This is a genomic window from Pseudomonas sp. NFACC43 (assembly GCF_900119645.1).
In the GTDB taxonomy this organism is placed as follows: domain Bacteria; phylum Pseudomonadota; class Gammaproteobacteria; order Pseudomonadales; family Pseudomonadaceae; genus Aquipseudomonas.
Genome location: NZ_FPKK01000018.1, coordinates 40,810 through 60,143, shown reverse-complemented (window position 1 = coordinate 60,143; position 19,334 = coordinate 40,810). Strand labels below are relative to the sequence as shown.

Below are 19,334 nucleotides of genomic sequence, written 5' to 3'. Positions count from 1 at the left end.
CAAGCGAACGGCTGAGCGTGCATGCAACGGCCATTTAGCGTTCAACAACGGCGAAGCGCAATGCCAGTGACGCCCTTGGAGTTATCGCATCATGACCCATCCCTCTATTTCGTCCGACAGCTCATCTATTCATCCCGCGTCTCGACGGGAGCAAGGAAAGTATCGCAACCACGCCTCGACGCCTCGGGAAGGGGTCGGCAAGGCCTTGCGCATTCTGTGGAACATGGTCTTCCACAAGCCCCGCGACACCCGCCCTAAGGGCGCCGTCCCGGTCCGGCCGTTGACCCGTGCCGAGCTGCTGGCGGCGCCCAATGGCAGTGTCTTTCGCCTGGGCCATTCCACCGTACTGCTCAAGCTTCGGGACAAATTCTGGCTGACCGACCCGGTTTTTTCCGAGCGTGCCTCCCCGGTGCAGTGGGCCGGCCCTAAACGCTTTCACCAACCGCCCATCAGCCTGGAAGAGCTGCCGCCCATCGAGGCGGTGATTCTTTCCCACGATCATTACGACCATCTCGATCACCAGGCCATCATCCAGCTTGCCGACAGGACCGAGCATTTCCTGACGCCACTTGGAGTGGGCGATACCCTGGTCAAATGGGGCGTCGACGCCAGCAAGGTGCGTCAGCTGGACTGGTGGCAGGGCACCGAGGTGGACGGTATCGAGTTCATCGCCACCCCCTCCCAGCATTTTTCCGGTCGGGGCCTGTTCGACGGCAACAGCACGTTGTGGGCCTCGTGGGTGATGATCGACGGTGACACCCGGATTTTCTTCAGCGGCGATACCGGTTATTTCGATGGCTTCAAACGCATCGGCAATCGCTACGGCCCCTTTGACCTGACCCTGATGGAAACCGGTGCCTACAACGTCGAATGGCCCCTGATCCACATGCAGCCCGAACAGACCCTCCAGGCGCATATCGATCTCAGGGGCCGTTGGCTGCTGCCGATCCATAACGGGACGTTCGACCTGTCGATGCATGCCTGGTACGAACCCTTCGACCGAATCCTGGCCCTGGCCTGGGAGCGTAACGTTCTCATCACCACGCCGCGGATGGGCGAAGCCTTCAGCCTTACGCAACCGCAACGTGGCCGGGCCTGGTGGCTGGATGTGGAGGCGTCGGCCTACCAGAACCAGACCGGTATGGCCTGATACCGTGTCACACCCGCAGGGTCATTCGATCATCGCGTAATCGGCCCGCTCCATGGGATCCGGCGTGGCGCCCTTGATGTTCATGCCGCGCCCCGGTGCGAAGCCAGGGAAGAACACCAGGCCCTCGGCTTCCAGTCGAAAGGCCAGGGCCAGGCGCGTCACGTCGCGCAACTCCCCGCCGGCTTCGAAGCGCCGTATGGCCGGGACTGAAACACCGGACTGGCGGGACAATTCCTCGACACTCCAGCCCAGCATGGCTCGGGCCTGGGCACTGTGGGCGGGGGTGAACTGGTAGACAGCGATGCGTTCCAGGGTGGTTTTGATTGCGAGAGAGGCCATGGGGGTTCTCCAAAGCGGTGGGTTCAAAAAATACTGTGTTTTTGTACAGTTGTTTTGAGCCCGGATCAATCTCATTTTTTTGATGGATGACCGGTGGTTTTCTCCAGCCAGGCGCTCGGGGCCTGGCCCAGGATCCTTCGAAACATCGTGGAGAACGCCGCGGGACTGTCATAGCCCAGATCAAGGGCAATCCTGGTCACTGAATCTCCTACAGCCAATCGAGACAATGCCGACAGGACGCAGGCCTGTTGTCGCCATTGGCTGAAACTCAGCGAGGTATGCTGCCTGAACAGGCGATTGAACGATCGCAGGCTGACGTGCAACTGCGCGGCCCATTGCACAGGCGACGCATGGGCGTCGGGTTTTGCCAGGAAGATCTGGCACAGGCCCAGCAAGCGGGGCTCCTTGGGCAATGGAAGGTGCAATGGCAAAGGGGCGCTGCGCAGCAGCTCATGCAAGAGCAGTTGGACCAGCGCACCATCGCGTCCGGCTTCGTCGTAGTTCGGTACAAGCTCCACGGCCTCTATCAGAAGCTGGCGCATCAGGGGCGACACGCCGATGACCTGGCAACGGCTGTCCATGCCTGTGATGACAGCTGGTTCAAGGTACAGGCTGCGCGTGCTGACGCCCAGCATCAACACTTCATGGGCGACCCCTGGCGGAATCCATACCGCCTGTTGCGGCGGCACCACCCAGTTACCGTCCTGTGTGCTGACCTTCATCACCCCTGTTGCACCGTAGAGCAACTGCGCACGGCGATGGCGGTGTAGCGGCAACAGGTATCCATGGGGATAGTCGGTGCCGATGGCGACCACAGCCCGGGGCGTCGCATCCAATACATCGATCGAACCATTGCGCATCGAAAGCCTCGTTTTGGCGTAAACGCAAAGATTATTGGCCAGTTTGCTACAGCGGGCCATGTCTCGTTTACCTATCGTCGACACCTTTCTCCGGCAGTGGATTTCTCTGATGTCCTACCTATTGCTCGCCTGTTTCGGCTGCCTGAGCGGCGTGACCGCCGTGCTGTTCGGGTTTGGCGGCGGCTTTGTCGTCGTACCGCTGATCTACCGCTTGCTGATGGCACGTCACGCTAATGACGCCATCGGTGAGTCGGCGATGCACATCGCCGTGGCGACCTCCACCTGCGCCATGATCGTCAACGCTCTGGTCGCGACCCGAAAACACCAACGCGCCGGTCAGTTGCTTGCTCATTACCTGTGGCCGTTCGGTGCCTTCATCGCCCTGGGCGCGGCCCTCGGTGCGATGACTGCCACCTGGATGAGCGGCGAAATCATTCGCTACGTCTTCAGCGCCTACCTGGCCCTGACCATTCTGGATTGCTTGCTACGGCGAGGTTTTCTTACACGCCAGAGCGACGTCGTCCCTCGCTCCCTGTCGACACTGGAGACGACGTTGGGAGGTACTGCTGTCGGAATCATCGCCACGTTCCTGGGTGTCGGTGGCAGTGTCATGACTGTGCCGCTGCTTCGCCGGTGTGGCTTGAGCATGTCCCAGGCTACATCGATGGCAAATCCACTGAGCTTGCCTGTCGCTTTGGCTGGTACCGTTACCTACAGGGCTTTGGCCGGCCTCACCGGAGCTGACCTCGGGCCGTGGTTCGTCGGATATGTGGACCTGCTGGCGTTCGCTGTACTCACGCTCGGTGCGGTACTGGGCATCCGCCTGGCAATGCCATGGGTCGGGCGGATACCGGATCGACTGCATGCGCGGGTATATGTCGGGCTGCTGATGATGGTGATGGGCGCAATGTTGTCGGGGTAGGGGGTTATTGGTCGGCCAGCCCCGGTGCTTCCCGGATGATGAAGTGATCCAGGTTCTCGATATTGGCGCTGAATACTCCGAACGTCTGGTCGGGGTTTTTCTTGCTCGGCACCTGTTTCAACTCCGGCGTCACCCCATAAAAGAAGCAGTACAACGGCGCGTCGCTGTCCACGGCGTGCTTGATTTCTTCCAGGAACGCTTTGCGCTTGCGGTAGTTGTCGATCAGTTTCTTGCTCAGGTAGACATTGACCGAGTAAGGCTTCTTCTTTGTCTCATCCGGTTGCTTGAACCAGACCTTCTGTTCGAAGTCGATGCGAAAACTCTGCGTGTAGTCCTTGATCTCCTTGATCCTGCCCCAGTAGATCAATCCCCTGTTGTCCAGCAGGTACTCGATCTTCTTGAAGAACGAGGCGTAGGGTGCCGTATGCTCGCCGATCTTCAGGGGCATGCGCTTGAGCAACGCCTTGTCCGCGAAGTTCGATACGAAACACTCCACCGGATGAGCGAAGACATGGGTCCTGTCCGGTGCCGAACCGCGGCCCGGGTGCTCGCCATCACTGGCGAGGGAAGGCGCGCGTTCTTCGCGTATTCCATCGGTCGTCACCGTCGGGCTGGACGGCTTGCGCACATACTCGCGCCGAGCCAGCAATAGCTCCGAAGGAAAATGCTCTTCCCGAGCGTCATCCGATTCCTCACCATCCGCCTCCAGGCCAGACGCCGGGGTCTTTAGACTGGCATAGGGGCAACCCTCGATATGTCGCGTACTGGGGATGTTCTTGAAGTGCGGCGTGCGTACATAGTTCACGTTCTTGGCATTGAATGTCCCCAATACATTCGTCGCGTCGAACGCTATTCGACAAACATCGTTGGGGCACTGGAAATGCTCCTTGGCGGAGTCGAAGTCCATGGTCTCGTCGAAATTCAAATCGCGCACGTCATAGATCGATAACTTGTCGTCGAGGCTGAGGCAGTAGGCGAGGTCGAATTTCATGACGGGCTCGGGTCCTTGAGAACAAAAGGATATTAATAGCGAGTGGTGGGGTGAGATGCACTGATTGTTTTGCAAACACGGCAGTAAGCCGGTGTCCCCCGACTCGCCTGGCAACCTGTGGCGAGAGACTGTGCTTTCGCTGGCTTGCGGAGCAATCCCGATGCCAGGTGCAAGAAGTCCTTCACGCGCCTACATCCAACGGTGCTTTCTGACCCAATGAAAAAGGGCTGCCTAATGGCAGCCCTTTGTTTTGTCGTGAGAGAACTCAGTCCCAGCTAAGCGCGCCGCCGGTTTGGTATTCAATCACCCGAGTCTCAAAGAAATTCTTCTCTTTCTTCAAGTCCATGATCTCGCTCATCCAAGGGAACGGGTTAGTCGTGCCTGGATACTCTTCTTTCAGACCAATCTGCGACAGGCGACGGTTGGCGATGAACTTCAGATAGTCTTCCATCATCGCCGCGTTCATGCCCAACACGCCGCGAGGCATGGTGTCGCGGGCGTATTCGATCTCCAGCTGCGTACCCTGCAGGATCATCTGGGTCGCTTCTTCCTTCATCTCGGCATCCCACAGGTGCGGGTTTTCGATCTTGATCTGGTTGATCACGTCGATGCCGAAGTTCAGGTGCATGGATTCGTCGCGCAGGATGTATTGGAACTGCTCGGCGACGCCGGTCATTTTGTTGCGCCGGCCCATGGAGAGGATCTGGGTGAAGCCGCAGTAGAAGAAGATGCCTTCCAGGACGCAGTAGTAGGCGATCAGGTTGCGCAGCAGCTCCTTGTCGGTTTCCGGGGTGCCGGTCTGGAACGTCGGGTCGGAGATGGAGCGGGTGTATTTCAGGCCCCAGGCGGCTTTTTTCGCCACCGATGGGATCTCGTGGTACATGTTGAAGATCTCGCCTTCATCCATGGCCAGCGATTCGATGCAGTACTGGTAGGCGTGGGTGTGGATCGCCTCTTCGAACGCCTGGCGCAGGATGTACTGGCGGCATTCCGGGTTGGTGATCAGGCGATACACGGCCAGGACCAGGTTGTTGGCCACCAGGGAGTCGGCGGTGGAGAAGAAGCCCAGGTTGCGCATCACGATGCGGCGTTCGTCGTCGGTCAGGCCTTCCGGGTTTTTCCAGAGGGCGATGTCGGCGGTCATGTTGACTTCTTGCGGCATCCAGTGGTTTGCGCAACCGTCCAGGTACTTCTGCCAGGCCCAGTCGTACTTGAAAGGCACGAGCTGGTTGAGGTCGGCGCGGCAGTTGATCATGCGCTTTTCATCGACGGCGACGCGGGCGGAGGCGCCTTCAAGTTCGGCGAGGCCTTCGGCGATGTCGAGTTTGTCGAGGGCGGCCTTGGCGCGAATGATCGCCGCCGAGTCGCTGGCCGTCACGGCGCGCGCTTCCAGTGCGGCGGCACCGCCGGCACTGTCGAGGCGGTCCATGTTGGCTTCAGAAGCGTGGCCGGCGTTGGTGCTTTTTACAGCAACTTCGCCGTCTTCTTTGTCGAATTCGTCCCAGCTCAGCATGACGTGTCGTCTCCTGCGTGAGGGCCAGATGCCCGGTGAAGGCCTACTGGCCGCGGTGGATCTTGGAAAATCGTTTGTTGCAGCAGCTGACGCAGGCAATAAACAGAAAAATGTACGGGTCATGCCGAAGCGGCTGTGAACGCGAAGAGGCAATGTGCCTTTGCGTAGGCTTCAGGCTGGCTTGATCCCCTGTAAGGGAATATTGCAGGCCCGTTTAAGGCGGCATTATAAGGACTTTTTTGCCTACGTGGTGCGGCGAAATCGCCCACGGAGGAGGTGGCGGGGTGGCATATCCGCGTCGGAGCGAGAGTTTACAAGGCTTGCGTCAGGAAAGGACCACTGAAGATTTTTTTTGCATGGGTCGAATGGCGAGAGGTTTTGATCAAAAAACGATCTATTTTTGCGGTTTTGCACTACATGTTGTGTTTGTCGAGGGTTTTCGGCGGTCCCAGACACAACCCGGCCCGACCGGAGTCGGGCCTTGGAAACTGCCAATAATGATCAATCGATGCGCGCCGAATCGGTGCGGTCGCTGCCATCGGCAGCGACGCTCGTCGAAGCGGTGTGGTCGTTGGCATTGGTGGCGACCGTGGCGCTGTTCGAGAGGTTGTAGCGATCGATAGCGACGGCGGAACCGGTGTGATCGAAGCCGTCGGCGGCGAAGCCATGGCTGGCCAGTACGGACAGGGTCAAGGCGCAGAACAGTTTGCTTTTCATGGTGGTTGCTCCTGGTTCGTTCACACGTCGGTCAGCCGTTGGAGCAACCGTTGCCCATGATGCTGTAGCGAAGGATGTGGAGCTGGCCCTTCGAATCTTCGTATTCCATCTTCGCCGGGACCACTTCGCAGACGTTCGGAATCTCGCTCATGTAAATGACTTTGGCGATGTCCAGGTGGGTGGAGTAGGTGTACTCCTCGATGGCCGGTTGTTGCTGTGCGACATCGGTCGGGACCTCGTCTGCCATTGCGCTGGCGCAAAGACTGCCGAGGACCAGGACCCATAGAGCTTTCATCTGATTCACCTTTCTTGAGGTCGAGTGGGTTCACGCAACCTTTTTGGGGTTGCGTGTGGAGCTGGCTTTGGAAGTTGGATTAACGGCCTTCGTGGGGGCTGTGTTGCGTTAATCGTGTTTGCCGGTTGGCGAGATGGATTCTAGGGAGCCGGGCCGGACGCAAACAGACCGGGTTTTGATAAACACTTTTGGTTGATTTGGTAATAATCGCCGGGAACGGGGCGCTGTCTGCGGCCAATGGTCTGGATCACCGACGCTGTGGCGAGCACGCCCGTTGTCATAGGGAAGTGCTCTGAAAACGGGCCTCGGGAGGGATTACCGACACTTTGTAGGGACTTGTTACTACCATCGTCGAATGGTTCCATAGGCCCGCGCCGAGCTACAACGGACCCATACAAAAACAACTATTGTCACCGAGGTAAGAAAGATGAGTGCGGCTTCCCTGTATCCCGTTCGTCCCGAGGTAGCGGCCAGTACGCTGACTGACGAGGCGACCTACAAGGCCATGTACCAGCAGTCGGTGGTCAACCCGGATGGTTTCTGGCGCGAGCAGGCCAAGCGCCTCGACTGGATCAAGCCGTTCACCACGGTGAAGCAGACATCCTTCGACGATCACCACGTCGACATCAAGTGGTTCGCCGATGGCACCCTGAACGTGTCCTACAACTGCCTCGACCGCCATCTGGCCGAGCGCGGTGACCAGGTGGCGATCATCTGGGAGGGCGACGACCCTGCCGAGAGCCGCAAGATCACTTATCGCGAGCTGCATGAAGAAGTGTGCAAGTTCGCCAACGCGCTGCGTGGCCAGGACGTGCACCGCGGCGACGTAGTGACGATCTACATGCCGATGATTCCCGAGGCCGTGGTCGCCATGCTGGCCTGTGCCCGGATCGGCGCGATCCACTCGGTGGTGTTCGGTGGCTTCTCCCCCGAGGCGCTGGCCGGCCGGATCATCGACTGCAGGTCCAAAGTGGTGATCACCGCCGACGAAGGCATTCGTGCCGGCAAGAAGATCCCCCTCAAGGCCAACGTCGACGATGCGCTGACCAACCCGGAAACCAGCAGCATCCAGAAAGTCATCGTGTGCAAGCGCACCGCTGGCAACATCAAGTGGAACCAGCACCGCGACATCTGGTACGAAGACTTGATGAAGGTGGCGGGTACCGTTTGCGCGCCGAAGGAGATGGGTGCCGAAGAGGCGCTGTTCATCCTCTATACCTCCGGTTCCACCGGCAAGCCCAAGGGGGTGCAGCACACCACCGCCGGCTACTTGCTGTATGCGGCCCTGACCCACGAGCGCGTGTTCGACTACAAGCCGGGCGAGATCTACTGGTGCACCGCCGACGTCGGCTGGGTCACCGGCCACAGCTACATCGTCTATGGCCCGCTGGCCAATGGCGCGACCACCTTGCTGTTCGAAGGCGTGCCGAACTATCCGGACATCACCCGCGTCGCGCAGGTCATCGACAAGCACAAGGTCAATATCCTCTACACCGCGCCGACCGCCATCCGCGCGATGATGGCTTCGGGTACCGCCGCTGTCGACGGTGCCGATGGCAGCAGCCTGCGCCTGTTGGGGTCGGTGGGCGAGCCGATCAACCCGGAAGCCTGGGACTGGTACTACAAGAACGTGGGCAAGGAGCGTTGCCCGATCGTCGACACCTGGTGGCAGACCGAAACCGGTGGCGTGCTGATCAGCCCGTTGCCAGGTGCCACAGCCTTGAAGCCGGGTTCGGCCACGCGGCCATTCTTCGGCGTGGTACCGGCGTTGGTGGACAACCTCGGCAACCTGATCGAAGGCGCCGCCGAAGGCAACCTGGTGATCCTCGATTCGTGGCCAGGCCAGGCGCGGACGCTGTACGGCGACCATGACCGTTTCGTCGATACCTACTTCAAGACCTTCAGCGGCATGTACTTCACCGGTGACGGTGCGCGTCGTGATGAGGATGGGTACTACTGGATCACCGGTCGGGTGGACGACGTGCTCAACGTATCCGGCCACCGCATGGGCACCGCCGAGATCGAAAGCGCCATGGTCGCCCACCCGAAAGTCGCCGAAGCGGCGGTGGTCGGTGTGCCGCACGACATCAAGGGGCAGGGCATCTATGTCTACGTCACCCTGAATGCCGGCGAGGAAACCAGCGAGGCCCTGCGCCTGGAACTGAAGAACTGGGTGCGCAAGGAGATCGGCCCGATTGCGTCGCCGGATGTAATCCAGTGGGCGCCGGGGCTGCCGAAAACCCGTTCGGGCAAGATCATGCGCCGTATCCTGCGCAAGATCGCTACGGCCGAATACGACAGCCTGGGTGATATCTCCACCCTGGCCGATCCGAGCGTAGTGGCGCACCTGATCGAGACCCACAAGACCATGAACGTCGCCTGACGGTAATCCGTAACACCGAAAAGCCCCGCCCGGTTTTGCCGAGCGGGGCTTTTTCGTGGGGCTGGCGCGCGCCCTCGCCACAGGTCAGGTGTTCGAGTGACTGCGGTGCCTGGCTTTGGGGCTGCTTCGCAGCCCGCAGGAGCAAGCTCCCTCGCCACAGGTTCGGCGAATGAATAAATATCGGCGTTTGAAGCAGGAGGTGTCTGAGCGTTACCGGTGTTTTGAAATGTGTAACCAAAGGCGCCACAACGGGGCGATGTGAAACGTGAAGCCCCGTCATAGGGCGGCTTCGGGCGTCTTGTAAAATAAGGCGACACGCTGTGCTTGCCGGATTAGAAGGGTTTGCCAATAATGGGCCCGCAATTTGCAGCATGGATCGGTTCCCCTTCTTTTGCTCTTGCATGAATTTGCGGAGCTGTCAATGTGCTCAAACAGCTTTCTCGGTGCTTCTGTAATTTGTTGTCGCATTGAAGAAATATCGGCTTCCGACCTGTCGTTAGAATGCCGATCACTCGCTCGTCGTGGCCTGCGTTGAATAAAACGTGGGCTTCCTAGGACGCAGCACCTGAGTTCGTTTTACCCATTCGCATATTGGGCTGTTGCTCACTCTGCCGTTTTGCCCTTTACCGATGGAGTCCCAAGATGAAGAAACTTGTGCTGCTTGGCGCCCTGGCACTGTCCGTGCTGTCCCTGTCGTCGTTCGCCGATGAGAAACCGCTGAAGATCGGTATCGAGGCGGCTTATCCTCCGTTCGCCTCGAAAGCCCCGGACGGCAGCATCGTCGGTTTCGACTACGACATCGGCAATGCGCTGTGCGAAGAGATGAAGGTCAAGTGTGTGTGGGTCGAGCAGGAGTTCGATGGCCTGATTCCCGCCTTGAAGGTGCGCAAGATCGACGCGATCCTGTCCTCCATGTCCATCACTGAAGATCGCAAGAAGTCCGTCGACTTCACCAACAAGTACTACAACACTCCGGCTCGCCTGGTGATGAAGTCCGGTACCCAGGTCAGCGAAAGCCTGGCCGAGCTCAAGGGCAAGAACATTGGCGTGCAGCGCGGCTCGATCCACGAGCGTTTCGCTCGCGAAGTCCTGGCCCCGCTGGGTGCCGAGATCAAGCCGTACGGCTCGCAGAACGAGATCTACCTGGATGTTTCCGCAGGTCGTCTCGACGGTACCGTGGCCGATGCCACCCTGCTGGATGACGGTTTCCTCAAGACCGACGCCGGCAAGGGGTTCGCCTTCGTGGGCCCGGCCTTCACCGACGAGAAATACTTCGGCGACGGTATCGGCATCGCGGTTCGCAAGGGTGATGCGCTGAAAGACAAGATCAATGGCGCGATCGCTGCCATTCGCGAAAATGGCAAGTACAAGCAAATCCAGGACAAGTACTTCGCCTTCGACATCTACGGCAAGTAATACCGTCCCGCTACTCGGGCGAAATGGCGCAAGCAACAGGCTCCCTGCGGTTTGCGCCATTTTTTCATCCCACTTTCGAGGACCTGAATCATGTTGAAAGGCTACGGGGCTGTCATCCTCGATGGCGCATGGTTGACGCTTCAGCTCGCCTTGTCGTCCATGGCTCTGGCCATCGTCCTGGGGCTGATCGGCGTCGCGTTGCGGCTCTCGCCGGTGCGCTGGCTGGCTTGGCTGGGCGACCTGTATTCCACGGTCATCCGGGGTATCCCCGACCTGGTGCTGATCCTGCTGATCTTCTACGGTGGCCAGGATCTGCTCAACCGTGTCGCGCCGCTGCTCGGGTATGACGACTACATCGACCTGAACCCGCTGGCGGCCGGCATCGGCACCCTGGGCTTCATCTTCGGTGCGTACCTGTCGGAAACCTTTCGTGGTGCGTTCATGGCGATTCCCAAGGGCCAGGCCGAGGCGGGCATGGCGTATGGCATGAGCGGCGTCCAGGTGTTTTTCCGGGTGCTGGTGCCGCAGATGATTCGCCTGGCGATTCCGGGCTTCACCAACAATTGGCTGGTGTTGACCAAGGCTACCGCACTGATCTCGGTGGTGGGCCTGCAAGACATGATGTTCAAGGCCAAGCAGGCGGCGGATGCCACTCGCGAGCCTTTTACCTTCTTCCTGGCAGTGGCGGCGATGTATCTGGTGATCACCAGTGTCTCGTTGCTGGCATTGCGTCACCTCGAGAAGCGCTACTCGGTAGGCGTAAGGGCGGCTGATCTATGATCTTCGATTACAACGTCATCTTCGATGCCTTGCCGCTGTACTTCAGTGGCCTGCTGACCACGCTCAAGCTGCTGGCCCTGTCGTTGTTCTTCGGCCTGCTGGCGGCGTTGCCCCTGGGGCTGATGCGGGTGTCCAAGCAGCCCATCGTCAATATGACGGCCTGGCTCTACACCTATGTGATTCGCGGCACCCCGATGCTGGTGCAGCTGTTCCTGATCTACTACGGGCTGGCGCAGTTCGAGATCGTACGCGAAAGCTTCCTCTGGCCGTGGCTGTCCAGTGCGACCTTCTGTGCATGCCTGGCATTCGCCATCAATACCAGTGCCTACACCGCCGAGATCATCGCCGGCAGCCTGCGGGCCACGCCCAACGGCGAGATCGAAGCGGCCAAGGCCATGGGCATGTCACGCTACAAACTGTATCGCCGGATCCTGCTGCCGTCGGCCCTGCGTCGGGCGCTGCCGCAATACAGCAACGAGGTGATCATGATGCTGCAGACCACCAGCCTGGCGTCCATCGTGACCCTGATCGACATCACCGGCGCCGCGCGCACGGTGAACGCCCAGTATTACCTGCCCTTCGAGGCTTACATCACGGCCGGTGCCTTCTACCTGTGCCTGACCTTCATCCTGGTGCGCCTGTTCAAGCTGGCCGAGCGTCGCTGGCTGAGTTACCTGGCCCCGCGCAAGCACTGATAACGCATCGACCCGCTCGACTGCTCAACGACTGACGTTTTGTGAGAACCGACCGCATGTACAAGCTTGAAGTCCAAGACCTGCATAAACGCTATGGCAGTCACGAAGTGCTCAAGGGCGTGTCCCTGAAGGCCGCCGCCGGGGATGTCATCAGCATCATCGGCTCCAGTGGCTCCGGCAAGAGTACATTCCTGCGTTGCATCAACCTGCTCGAGCAGCCTCACGCCGGCAAGATCCTGCTCAACAACGAAGAGCTGAAGCTGGTAGCTGGCAAGGATGGCGCCTTGAAGGCCGCTGACCCCAAGCAGCTGCAACGCATGCGTTCGCGGTTGTCGATGGTGTTCCAGCATTTCAACCTGTGGTCCCATATGACTGCGCTGGAAAACATCATCGAGGCACCCGTGCATGTGCTGGGCGTGCCCAAGGCCGAGGCCCGGGAGAAAGCCGAGCATTACCTGAACAAGGTCGGCGTGGCCCATCGCAAGGACGCCTATCCGGGCCACATGTCCGGCGGCGAGCAGCAGCGCGTGGCGATCGCCCGCGCGTTGGCGATGGAGCCGGAAGTCATGCTGTTCGACGAGCCGACCTCGGCCCTCGACCCGGAACTGGTGGGCGACGTGCTCAAGGTGATGCAGGCCCTGGCCCTGGAGGGTCGGACCATGGTGGTGGTGACCCATGAGATGGGTTTCGCCCGTGAGGTGTCGAACCAGCTGGTGTTCCTGCACAAGGGGATCGTCGAAGAAAGCGGCAACCCACGGGAAGTGCTGGTCAACCCGCAATCGGAGCGCCTGCAACAATTTCTTTCGGGCAGCCTCAAGTAATCGCTCCCGTTACGCCGCTGATTTGGGTCATGCTGAGCACCAAGTGCCAGATGGTCTAATTTGGTTGCAGCCGCTTTTGGCTTTAACACTGTTTTCGCTTCGGATTGCCCGACATGACTGCCCATCGAATTGGTTTCCTGATTTGGCCCAGCACTAAAGCCCTGACGCTGGCGCTGGCGGAGGAGGCCTTGCGTGTTGCTCAGCGGGTGCATCCGGAGGTGGCCTACGAACTCTCGTTCCTGCAGGCCGAGCCGCCGGTGGAGGGCACGTGGCAATTGCCGGGTGAACCCTGGGCGGGCAAGCTTGAAGGCCTGCAGAAGCTTTTCCTGCTGGCCGATGAGCCGCCGACCGCACTGGCCTCGAACCTGAGCAGCGCCCTCAAGCAATTGGTGCGTGCCGGCTGCGTGATCGGCGGGTTGTCCGCTGGCGTTTATCCCCTGGCCCAGTTGGGTCTGCTCGACGGTTATCGTGCAGCGGTGCATTGGCGCTGGCAGGACGATTTTTCCGAGCGTTTCCCCAAGGTCATCGCCACCAGTCACCTGTTCGACTGGGATCGCGACCGACTGACCGCGTGTGGCGGCATGTCGGTGCTCGACCTGTTGCTGGCGGTGCTGGCCCGGGATCACGGTGCCGAGCTCTCTGGCGCGGTGTCGGAAGAACTGGTGGTCGAGCGTATTCGCGAAGGTGGCGAGCGTCAGCGCATCCCGTTGCAGAACCGCCTCGGCTCCAGCCATCCGAAGCTCACCCAGGCCGTGCTGCTGATGGAAGCCAATATCGAAGAGCCGTTGACCACCGACGAAATCGCCCAGCATGTCTGCGTATCCCGCCGGCAACTGGAGCGGATCTTCAAGCAATACCTCAATCGCGTGCCGAGTCAGTATTACCTGGAGCTGCGCCTGAACAAGGCCCGGCAGATGCTGATGCAGACCAGCAAATCCATCATCCAGATCGGCTTGTCCTGCGGTTTTTCCTCGGGGCCGCATTTCTCCAGCGCCTATCGCAACTTCTTCGGTGCCACGCCGCGGGAAGATCGTAACCAGCGGCGCAGCAGCAATCCGTTCGAGCTGTCTTCGGTGCCCTCCGAGCGCGGCTAGGGCTGGCACACCAACTGCTACAGCATCTGTGGTTGGGGGCTGGCACACCATCCTGTGGCCAGGGCTGGTACAGCATCTGTGGCTGACACGACACCCTGTGGCGAGGGCATTCCAGCAAGCAAGGGAAATGTGAGTGTCTCTGCCTCAAAGCCTGCGCCAACGTTTAAACTGCGCCTTTGCGACGCTATTTGTCGCATTGCCGTAAACCCGCGCAAAACGTGGGTTGGCGCTATAAGAAGTTGTCGCTTGGCGACAAGGTCAGGCCGAAAACTGTCCTTACAATCCCCCCATCACTCGCCAGTTCCAGGCGAGTGTTCCTCTTCAGGAGACTCCGATGTCCGTTGAGCAAGCCGCGGTACAACGCGCCGATTTCGACCAGGTGATGGTCCCCAACTATGCACCTGCTGCCTTCATACCTGTGCGTGGCGCCGGTTCCCGCGTGTGGGACCAGTCCGGTCGCGAGTTGATCGATTTCGCCGGCGGCATCGCGGTCAATGTGCTGGGGCATGCCCATCCCGCGCTGGTCGGCGCATTGACCGAGCAGGCCAACAAGTTGTGGCACGTGTCCAACGTTTTTACCAACGAGCCGGCGCTGCGCCTGGCCCATAAGCTGGTCAACGCGACCTTTGCCGAGCGGGCATTCTTCTGCAACTCCGGTGCCGAAGCCAACGAGGCCGCCTTCAAGCTGGCCCGTCGAGTCGGGTTCGATCGTTTCGGTAGCGAGAAATACGAAATCATCGCCGCGCTCAACAGCTTCCACGGTCGCACCCTGTTCACCGTCAACGTTGGCGGACAGGCGAAGTACTCCGATGGTTTCGGTCCCAAGATCGCCGGCATCACCCACGTGCCCTACAACGACCTGGCAGCGCTGAAGGCAGCCATTTCGGACAAGACCTGTGCCGTGGTGCTGGAGCCGATCCAGGGCGAGGGCGGCGTATTGCCGGCTGAAGTGGCTTATCTGCAAGGCGCTCGCGACCTGTGCGACGCCCATGACGCGCTGCTGGTATTCGACGAAGTGCAGACCGGCATGGGTCGCAGCGGCGAGCTGTTCGCCTACATGCATTACGGCGTGGTCCCGGACATCCTCACCAGTGCCAAGAGCCTGGGCGGTGGTTTCCCGATCGCGGCGATGCTCACCACCGAGGCGCTGGCCAAGCACCTGGTGGTCGGCACCCATGGCACCACCTACGGCGGCAACCCACTGGCATGTGCGGTGGCCGAGGCGGTGATCGATGTGGTCAACACCCCTGAGGTGCTGGGCGGCGTCAAGGCCAAGCACCACAAGTTCAAGGCTCGCCTGGAGCAGATCGGCGAGAAGTACGGCCTCTTCACCCAGGTGCGTGGCCTCGGCTTGCTGCTCGGCTGTGTGTTGAACGATGCCTGGAAAGGCAAGGCCAAGGACATCTTCAACGCTGCCGAACAGGAAGGCCTGATGATTCTGCAGGCTGGCCCGGACGTGGTCCGTTTCGCCCCGAGCCTGGTGGTGGAAGATGCCGACATCGACGCAGGTCTGGACCGTTTCGAACGGGCCGTGGCGAAGTTGACCCAGGCCTGATTCATTTCAATTGAACCGGGGCTACTGTGGGAGCGAGCCTGCTCGCGAAAGCGGTGATTCGGCTTGCGTCAAGGTTGGATGTGCCACCGCCATCGCGAGCAAGCTCGCGCCCACAGGGTGTGGTGGTGGCCTCCAGGCAGGCAGTGAGCCCGGTATTTTTTCTCCGAATCTCGACCTCCCGGTCGAACCGTTTATTTCAAGTTAAGGAGTGACACCATGCTGGTGATGCGCCCCGCGCAAATGGCTGACCTGGGCGAGGTACAGCGTCTGGCTGCGGACAGTCCGATCGGTGTCACTTCCCTGCCCGATGACGTGGAACGCCTGAGCGACAAGATTGCCGCGAGCGAAGCCTCGTTTGCCGCCGAAGTCAGCTTCAACGGCGAGGAAAGCTATTTCTTCGTCCTGGAAGACACTGCCACCGGCAAGCTGGCGGGCTGTTCGGCCATCGTGGCGTCGGCCGGTTATTCCGAACCGTTCTACAGCTTTCGCAACGAGACCTTCGTCCACGCGTCCCGTGAGTTGAAGATCCATAACAAGATCCATGTCCTTTCCCAGTGCCACGACCTGACGGGCAACAGCCTGTTGACCAGTTTCTACGTGATTCCGGAGCTGGTGGGGTCGCCCTGGGCCGAGCTCAATTCCCGTGGACGCCTGCTGTTCGTCGCCAGCCATCCGGAGCGCTTCGCCGATTCGGTGGTGACCGAGATCGTCGGCTACAGCGATGAAAATGGCGACTCGCCGTTCTGGGACGCCATCGGTCGCAACTTCTTCGACCTCAATTACGCCGCCGCCGAGCGCTTGTGCGGGCTGAAAAGTCGCACTTTCCTTGCCGAGCTGATGCCCCATTACCCGATCTACGTGCCGTTGCTGCCGGACGCGGCGCAGGAGGCCATGGGCCAGGTCCACCCGCGTGCGCAGATCACCTTCGACATCCTGATGCGCGAAGGCTTCGAGACCGATCATTACATCGACATCTTCGACGGCGGCCCGACGCTGCACGCCCGGGTTTCGGGGATTCGCTCGATTGCCCAGAGCCGCGTGGTGCCGGTGAGGATCGGCGAAGCCGTCAAGGGAGCCGGTCGCCAATACCTGGTGGCCAACGCCCAGTTGCAGGATTACCGCGCCGTGTTGCTCGAGCTCGACTATGCGCCGGGCAAGCCGGTGACCCTGGACATGGAAGCAGCCGAGGCCCTGGGCGTCGGCGAAGGCGCCAGCGTGCGCCTGGTGGCGGTTTAATGAGTTTCGCGGGGTGCGTGAGCAGCCCGTTTGAGGAGATAGCATGATCGTTCGTCCCGTACGCAGCAGCGATTTACCCGCCCTGATCGCCCTGGCCCGCAGCACCGGCACCGGCCTGACCACCCTGCCGGCCAATGAAGAGCGCCTGGCCCATCGGGTCGGCTGGGCGGAGAAGACCTTTCGCGGCGAAGCCGGGCGTGGCGATGCGGATTACCTGTTCGTGCTCGAAGACGACGATGGCCGGGTGGTGGGCATTTCCGCCATCGCCGGTGCCGTGGGGCTGCGGGAGCCCTGGTACAACTTCCGCGTCGGCCTGACGGTCAGCGCATCCCAGGAGTTGAACATCTACCGGGAAATCCCGACGCTGTTCCTGGCCAACGACCTGACCGGCAACTCCGAGCTGTGCTCGCTGTTCCTGCACGCCGATTACCGCAATGGCCTCAACGGACGCATGCTGGCCAAGGCCCGGTTGTTGTTCATCGCCGAGTTCCCGAAGCTGTTCGGCAACAAGATCATCGCCGAAATGCGGGGCATGTCCGATGAAACCGGGCGTTCGCCATTCTGGGAAAGCCTGGGCCGGCATTTCTTCAAGATGGAATTCAGCCAGGCCGATTACCTGACCGGCGTGGGCAACAAGGCGTTCATCGCCGAACTGATGCCCAAGTTCCCGCTGTACACCTGCTTCCTGTCCGAAGATGCCCGGGCCGTCATCGGCCAGGTCCATCCGGACACCGAGCCTGCGTTGTCGATGCTCAAGAGCGAAGGGTTCAGCTACCAGGGCTACGTCGATATCTTCGACGCCGGCCCGGCCGTGGAGTGCGAAACCGGCAAGATCCGCGCAATCCGCGAAAGCCAGGCGCTGGTCCTGGCGATCGGCACGCCGGGAGACGACGCCACGCCGTTCCTCATCCATAACCGCAAATGCCTGGATTGCCGTATCACGGCCGCCCCGGCGCGTTTCGCCTCGGGGACCCTGGTGGTCGATCCGCTGACCGCCAAACGTCTTCAACTCAACGCTGGCGATCAGGTTCGCGCCGTCGCGTTGTCTGCTGCTCGGGAGTCGAAATAATGAATTCGCTGTACATTGCGGGAAGCTGGCTGGAAGGCCAGGGCGACGCGTTCGAGTCGTTGAACCCGGTTACCCAGCAAGTGCTGTGGTCGGGCAAGGGCGCCACGGCGGCTCAAGTGGAGTCGGCGGCGCAGGCGGCGCGCCAGGCGTTCCCGGACTGGGCCCGGCGCCCGCTGGAGGAGCGGATCCAGGTGCTGGAAGCCTTTGCCGCCGCCCTGAAGCGTCGCGCAGACGAGCTGGCCCGCTGCATCGGTGAGGAAACCGGTAAGCCATTGTGGGAAGCGGCCACCGAAGTCACCAGCATGATCAACAAGGTCGCCATCTCGGTTCAGAGCTACCGGGAGCGGACCGGCGAAAAGAGCGGCCCCCTGGGCGATGCCACCGCCGTGCTGCGCCACAAGCCCCACGGCGTGGTGGCGGTGTTCGGTCCGTATAACTTCCCGGGCCACTTGCCGAACGGTCATATCGTGCCGGCGCTGCTGGCCGGCAACTGCGTACTGTTCAAGCCGAGCGAGCTGACGCCGAAAGTCGCCGAGCTGACGGTCCAGTGCTGGGTCGAGGCCGGTCTGCCGGCGGGTGTGCTCAATCTGCTGCAAGGCGCCCGGGAAACCGGCATCGCCCTGGCGGCGAACCCGGGCATCGACGGCCTGTTCTTCACCGGCTCCAGTCGGACCGGCAACCTGTTGCATCAACAGTTCTCCGGTCGCCCGGACAAGATCCTGGCCCTGGAAATGGGCGGTAACAATCCGCTGGTGGTAGACGAAGTGGCCGACGTGGATGCGGCCGTCTACACCATCATCCAGTCGGCATTCATTTCCGCGGGCCAGCGCTGCACTTGCGCCCGCCGTCTGTTGGTGCCGGAAGGCGCCTGGGGCGATGCCTTGCTGGCGCGCCTGGTGGCGGTCAGCGCGACCCTGGAAGTGGGGGCATTCGACCAGCAGCCAGCGCCGTTCATGGGTTCGGTGATTTCCCTGGGCGCGGCGAAAGCATTGATGGATGCCCAGAACCATCTGTTGGGTCTTGGGGCCGTGCCGTTGCTGGCCATGACCCAGCCATTGCCCCAGGCTGCACTGCTGACGCCTGGGATCCTCGACGTGACCGCGGTGGCCGAGCGTCCCGACGAAGAACTGTTCGGGCCGTTGCTGCAAGTGATTCGCTACGTGGATTTCCCAGCGGCCATCGCCGAGGCCAACAATACTCAATATGGTCTGGCCGCTGGCCTGCTGTCGGATTCCCAGGAGCGCTACCAGCAGTTCTGGCTGCAAAGCCGCGCGGGCATCGTCAACTGGAACAAGCAACTGACCGGTGCGGCCAGCAGCGCGCCGTTCGGCGGTGTCGGCGCCTCGGGCAACCATCGCGCCAGCGCTTATTACGCGGCCGATTATTGCGCGTATCCAGTGGCGTCCCTGGAGACGCCAAGCCTTGTCATGCCGGCTGCCCTGACCCCTGGCGTGCGAATGGCGTGAACCTCGATCGCGAGCAAGCTCGCTCCCACAAG

At 60.9% G+C, this 19,334-nt stretch carries 18 protein-coding genes; 12 read left to right on the top strand and 6 right to left on the bottom strand.

What is annotated here, in order from left to right; genetic code table 11:
- The first annotated feature begins 91 nt into the window (after positions 1-91).
- Positions 92-1,150 (top strand): MBL fold metallo-hydrolase, encoded by a 1,059-nt coding sequence (locus BT179_RS23655; protein WP_072432016.1) that lies wholly within the window; start codon positions 92-94, stop codon positions 1,148-1,150.
- Between the two features lie 21 nt (positions 1,151-1,171).
- On the opposite strand, the gene BT179_RS23650 is transcribed toward BT179_RS23655, so the two are convergent.
- Both BT179_RS23650 and BT179_RS23645 read right to left on the bottom strand, forming a co-directional pair.
- The gene (locus tag BT179_RS23650; protein ID WP_072394915.1) at positions 1,172-1,489 is read right to left on the bottom strand and encodes a helix-turn-helix domain-containing protein; all 318 of its coding nucleotides are present in this window, start codon (positions 1,487-1,489) and stop codon (positions 1,172-1,174) included.
- 71 nt (positions 1,490-1,560) lie between these two features.
- Positions 1,561-2,349 carry an AraC family transcriptional regulator gene (locus BT179_RS23645; protein ID WP_072432017.1) on the bottom strand — a complete coding sequence of 263 codons (789 nt, stop codon included), beginning with the start codon at positions 2,347-2,349 and terminating at the stop codon, positions 1,561-1,563.
- A 109-nt stretch (positions 2,350-2,458) separates the two neighbouring features.
- Between BT179_RS23645 and BT179_RS23640 the strand changes: the two genes are divergently transcribed.
- Positions 2,459-3,271 carry a sulfite exporter TauE/SafE family protein gene (locus tag BT179_RS23640; RefSeq protein ID WP_072432018.1) on the top strand — a complete coding sequence of 271 codons (813 nt, stop codon included), beginning with the start codon at positions 2,459-2,461 and terminating at the stop codon, positions 3,269-3,271.
- Between the two features lie 4 nt (positions 3,272-3,275).
- On the opposite strand, the gene BT179_RS23635 is transcribed toward BT179_RS23640, so the two are convergent.
- From BT179_RS23635 to BT179_RS23620, 4 genes are all read right to left on the bottom strand, one after another.
- Complete coding sequence (locus BT179_RS23635; protein ID WP_072432019.1) at positions 3,276-4,262, bottom strand: hypothetical protein; 987 nt, start codon at positions 4,260-4,262, stop codon at positions 3,276-3,278.
- A 265-nt stretch (positions 4,263-4,527) separates the two neighbouring features.
- Positions 4,528-5,775, bottom strand: coding sequence for a ribonucleotide-diphosphate reductase subunit beta (locus BT179_RS23630; RefSeq protein ID WP_072394906.1), 1,248 nt, complete (start codon positions 5,773-5,775; stop codon positions 4,528-4,530).
- Positions 5,776-6,276: 501 nt separating this feature from the next.
- A complete protein-coding gene (locus BT179_RS23625) occupies positions 6,277-6,492 on the bottom strand; it encodes a hypothetical protein (protein WP_072394904.1) in 216 nt (71 codons plus the stop codon).
- A 31-nt stretch (positions 6,493-6,523) separates the two neighbouring features.
- The gene (locus BT179_RS23620; RefSeq protein WP_072394902.1) at positions 6,524-6,787 is read right to left on the bottom strand and encodes a DUF2790 domain-containing protein; all 264 of its coding nucleotides are present in this window, start codon (positions 6,785-6,787) and stop codon (positions 6,524-6,526) included.
- Between the two features lie 427 nt (positions 6,788-7,214).
- On the opposite strand from BT179_RS23620, the gene acs reads away from it, so the two are divergent.
- The 10 genes from acs to astD all read left to right on the top strand — a co-directional run bounded on the left by acs (position 7,215) and on the right by astD (position 19,302).
- Positions 7,215-9,170: an acetate--CoA ligase gene (gene acs / locus BT179_RS23615; RefSeq protein WP_072394900.1), complete on the top strand. Its 1,956-nt coding sequence runs from the start codon at positions 7,215-7,217 to the stop codon at positions 9,168-9,170.
- Positions 9,171-9,812: 642 nt separating this feature from the next.
- Positions 9,813-10,586, top strand: coding sequence for an ABC transporter substrate-binding protein (locus BT179_RS23610; RefSeq protein WP_072394898.1), 774 nt, complete (start codon positions 9,813-9,815; stop codon positions 10,584-10,586).
- Positions 10,587-10,676: 90 nt separating this feature from the next.
- Positions 10,677-11,366, top strand: coding sequence for an ABC transporter permease (locus BT179_RS23605; RefSeq protein WP_072394896.1), 690 nt, complete (start codon positions 10,677-10,679; stop codon positions 11,364-11,366).
- Positions 11,363-12,061 (top strand): ABC transporter permease, encoded by a 699-nt coding sequence (locus BT179_RS23600; RefSeq protein ID WP_072394894.1) that lies wholly within the window; start codon positions 11,363-11,365, stop codon positions 12,059-12,061. Before BT179_RS23605 ends, BT179_RS23600 begins: the two co-directional genes overlap by 4 nt.
- Before the next feature lie 56 nt (positions 12,062-12,117).
- Complete coding sequence (locus BT179_RS23595; protein WP_072394892.1) at positions 12,118-12,882, top strand: ABC transporter ATP-binding protein; 765 nt, start codon at positions 12,118-12,120, stop codon at positions 12,880-12,882.
- 113 nt (positions 12,883-12,995) lie between these two features.
- A complete protein-coding gene (locus tag BT179_RS23590) occupies positions 12,996-13,976 on the top strand; it encodes a GlxA family transcriptional regulator (RefSeq protein WP_072394890.1) in 981 nt (326 codons plus the stop codon).
- A 334-nt stretch (positions 13,977-14,310) separates the two neighbouring features.
- The gene (locus BT179_RS23585; RefSeq protein ID WP_072394888.1) at positions 14,311-15,531 is read left to right on the top strand and encodes an aspartate aminotransferase family protein; all 1,221 of its coding nucleotides are present in this window, start codon (positions 14,311-14,313) and stop codon (positions 15,529-15,531) included.
- Positions 15,532-15,747: 216 nt separating this feature from the next.
- The gene (gene aruF / locus BT179_RS23580) at positions 15,748-16,767 is read left to right on the top strand and encodes an arginine/ornithine succinyltransferase subunit alpha (RefSeq protein ID WP_072394886.1); all 1,020 of its coding nucleotides are present in this window, start codon (positions 15,748-15,750) and stop codon (positions 16,765-16,767) included.
- 43 nt (positions 16,768-16,810) lie between these two features.
- The gene (astA, locus tag BT179_RS23575) at positions 16,811-17,836 is read left to right on the top strand and encodes an arginine N-succinyltransferase (protein ID WP_072394884.1); all 1,026 of its coding nucleotides are present in this window, start codon (positions 16,811-16,813) and stop codon (positions 17,834-17,836) included.
- Entirely contained in the window at positions 17,833-19,302 is a 1,470-nt protein-coding gene (astD, locus tag BT179_RS23570) for a succinylglutamate-semialdehyde dehydrogenase (protein WP_165887866.1), read from the top strand. Before astA ends, astD begins: the two co-directional genes overlap by 4 nt.
- Positions 19,303-19,334: the final 32 nt, after the last annotated feature.

Excerpts from the sequence above, each read along its gene's own strand:
- BT179_RS23595 (WP_072394892.1), top strand. The coding sequence starts at position 12,118 with ATGTACAAGCTTGAAGTCCAAGACCTGCATAAACGCTATGGCAGTCAC.
- BT179_RS23625 (WP_072394904.1), bottom strand. The coding sequence starts at position 6,492 with ATGAAAAGCAAACTGTTCTGCGCCTTGACCCTGTCCGTACTGGCCAGC.
- BT179_RS23640 (WP_072432018.1), top strand. The coding sequence starts at position 2,459 with ATGTCCTACCTATTGCTCGCCTGTTTCGGCTGCCTGAGCGGCGTGACC.
- BT179_RS23655 (WP_072432016.1), top strand. The coding sequence starts at position 92 with ATGACCCATCCCTCTATTTCGTCCGACAGCTCATCTATTCATCCCGCG.
- BT179_RS23590 (WP_072394890.1), top strand. The coding sequence starts at position 12,996 with ATGACTGCCCATCGAATTGGTTTCCTGATTTGGCCCAGCACTAAAGCC.
- BT179_RS23585 (WP_072394888.1), top strand. The coding sequence starts at position 14,311 with ATGTCCGTTGAGCAAGCCGCGGTACAACGCGCCGATTTCGACCAGGTG.
- BT179_RS23630 (WP_072394906.1), bottom strand. The coding sequence starts at position 5,775 with ATGCTGAGCTGGGACGAATTCGACAAAGAAGACGGCGAAGTTGCTGTA.
- BT179_RS23605 (WP_072394896.1), top strand. The coding sequence starts at position 10,677 with ATGTTGAAAGGCTACGGGGCTGTCATCCTCGATGGCGCATGGTTGACG.
- BT179_RS23610 (WP_072394898.1), top strand. The coding sequence starts at position 9,813 with ATGAAGAAACTTGTGCTGCTTGGCGCCCTGGCACTGTCCGTGCTGTCC.
- BT179_RS23635 (WP_072432019.1), bottom strand. The coding sequence starts at position 4,262 with ATGAAATTCGACCTCGCCTACTGCCTCAGCCTCGACGACAAGTTATCG.
- BT179_RS23620 (WP_072394902.1), bottom strand. The coding sequence starts at position 6,787 with ATGAAAGCTCTATGGGTCCTGGTCCTCGGCAGTCTTTGCGCCAGCGCA.
- BT179_RS23645 (WP_072432017.1), bottom strand. The coding sequence starts at position 2,349 with ATGCGCAATGGTTCGATCGATGTATTGGATGCGACGCCCCGGGCTGTG.
- BT179_RS23600 (WP_072394894.1), top strand. The coding sequence starts at position 11,363 with ATGATCTTCGATTACAACGTCATCTTCGATGCCTTGCCGCTGTACTTC.
- aruF (WP_072394886.1), top strand. The coding sequence starts at position 15,748 with ATGCTGGTGATGCGCCCCGCGCAAATGGCTGACCTGGGCGAGGTACAG.
- acs (WP_072394900.1), top strand. The coding sequence starts at position 7,215 with ATGAGTGCGGCTTCCCTGTATCCCGTTCGTCCCGAGGTAGCGGCCAGT.
- BT179_RS23650 (WP_072394915.1), bottom strand. The coding sequence starts at position 1,489 with ATGGCCTCTCTCGCAATCAAAACCACCCTGGAACGCATCGCTGTCTAC.
- astA (WP_072394884.1), top strand. The coding sequence starts at position 16,811 with ATGATCGTTCGTCCCGTACGCAGCAGCGATTTACCCGCCCTGATCGCC.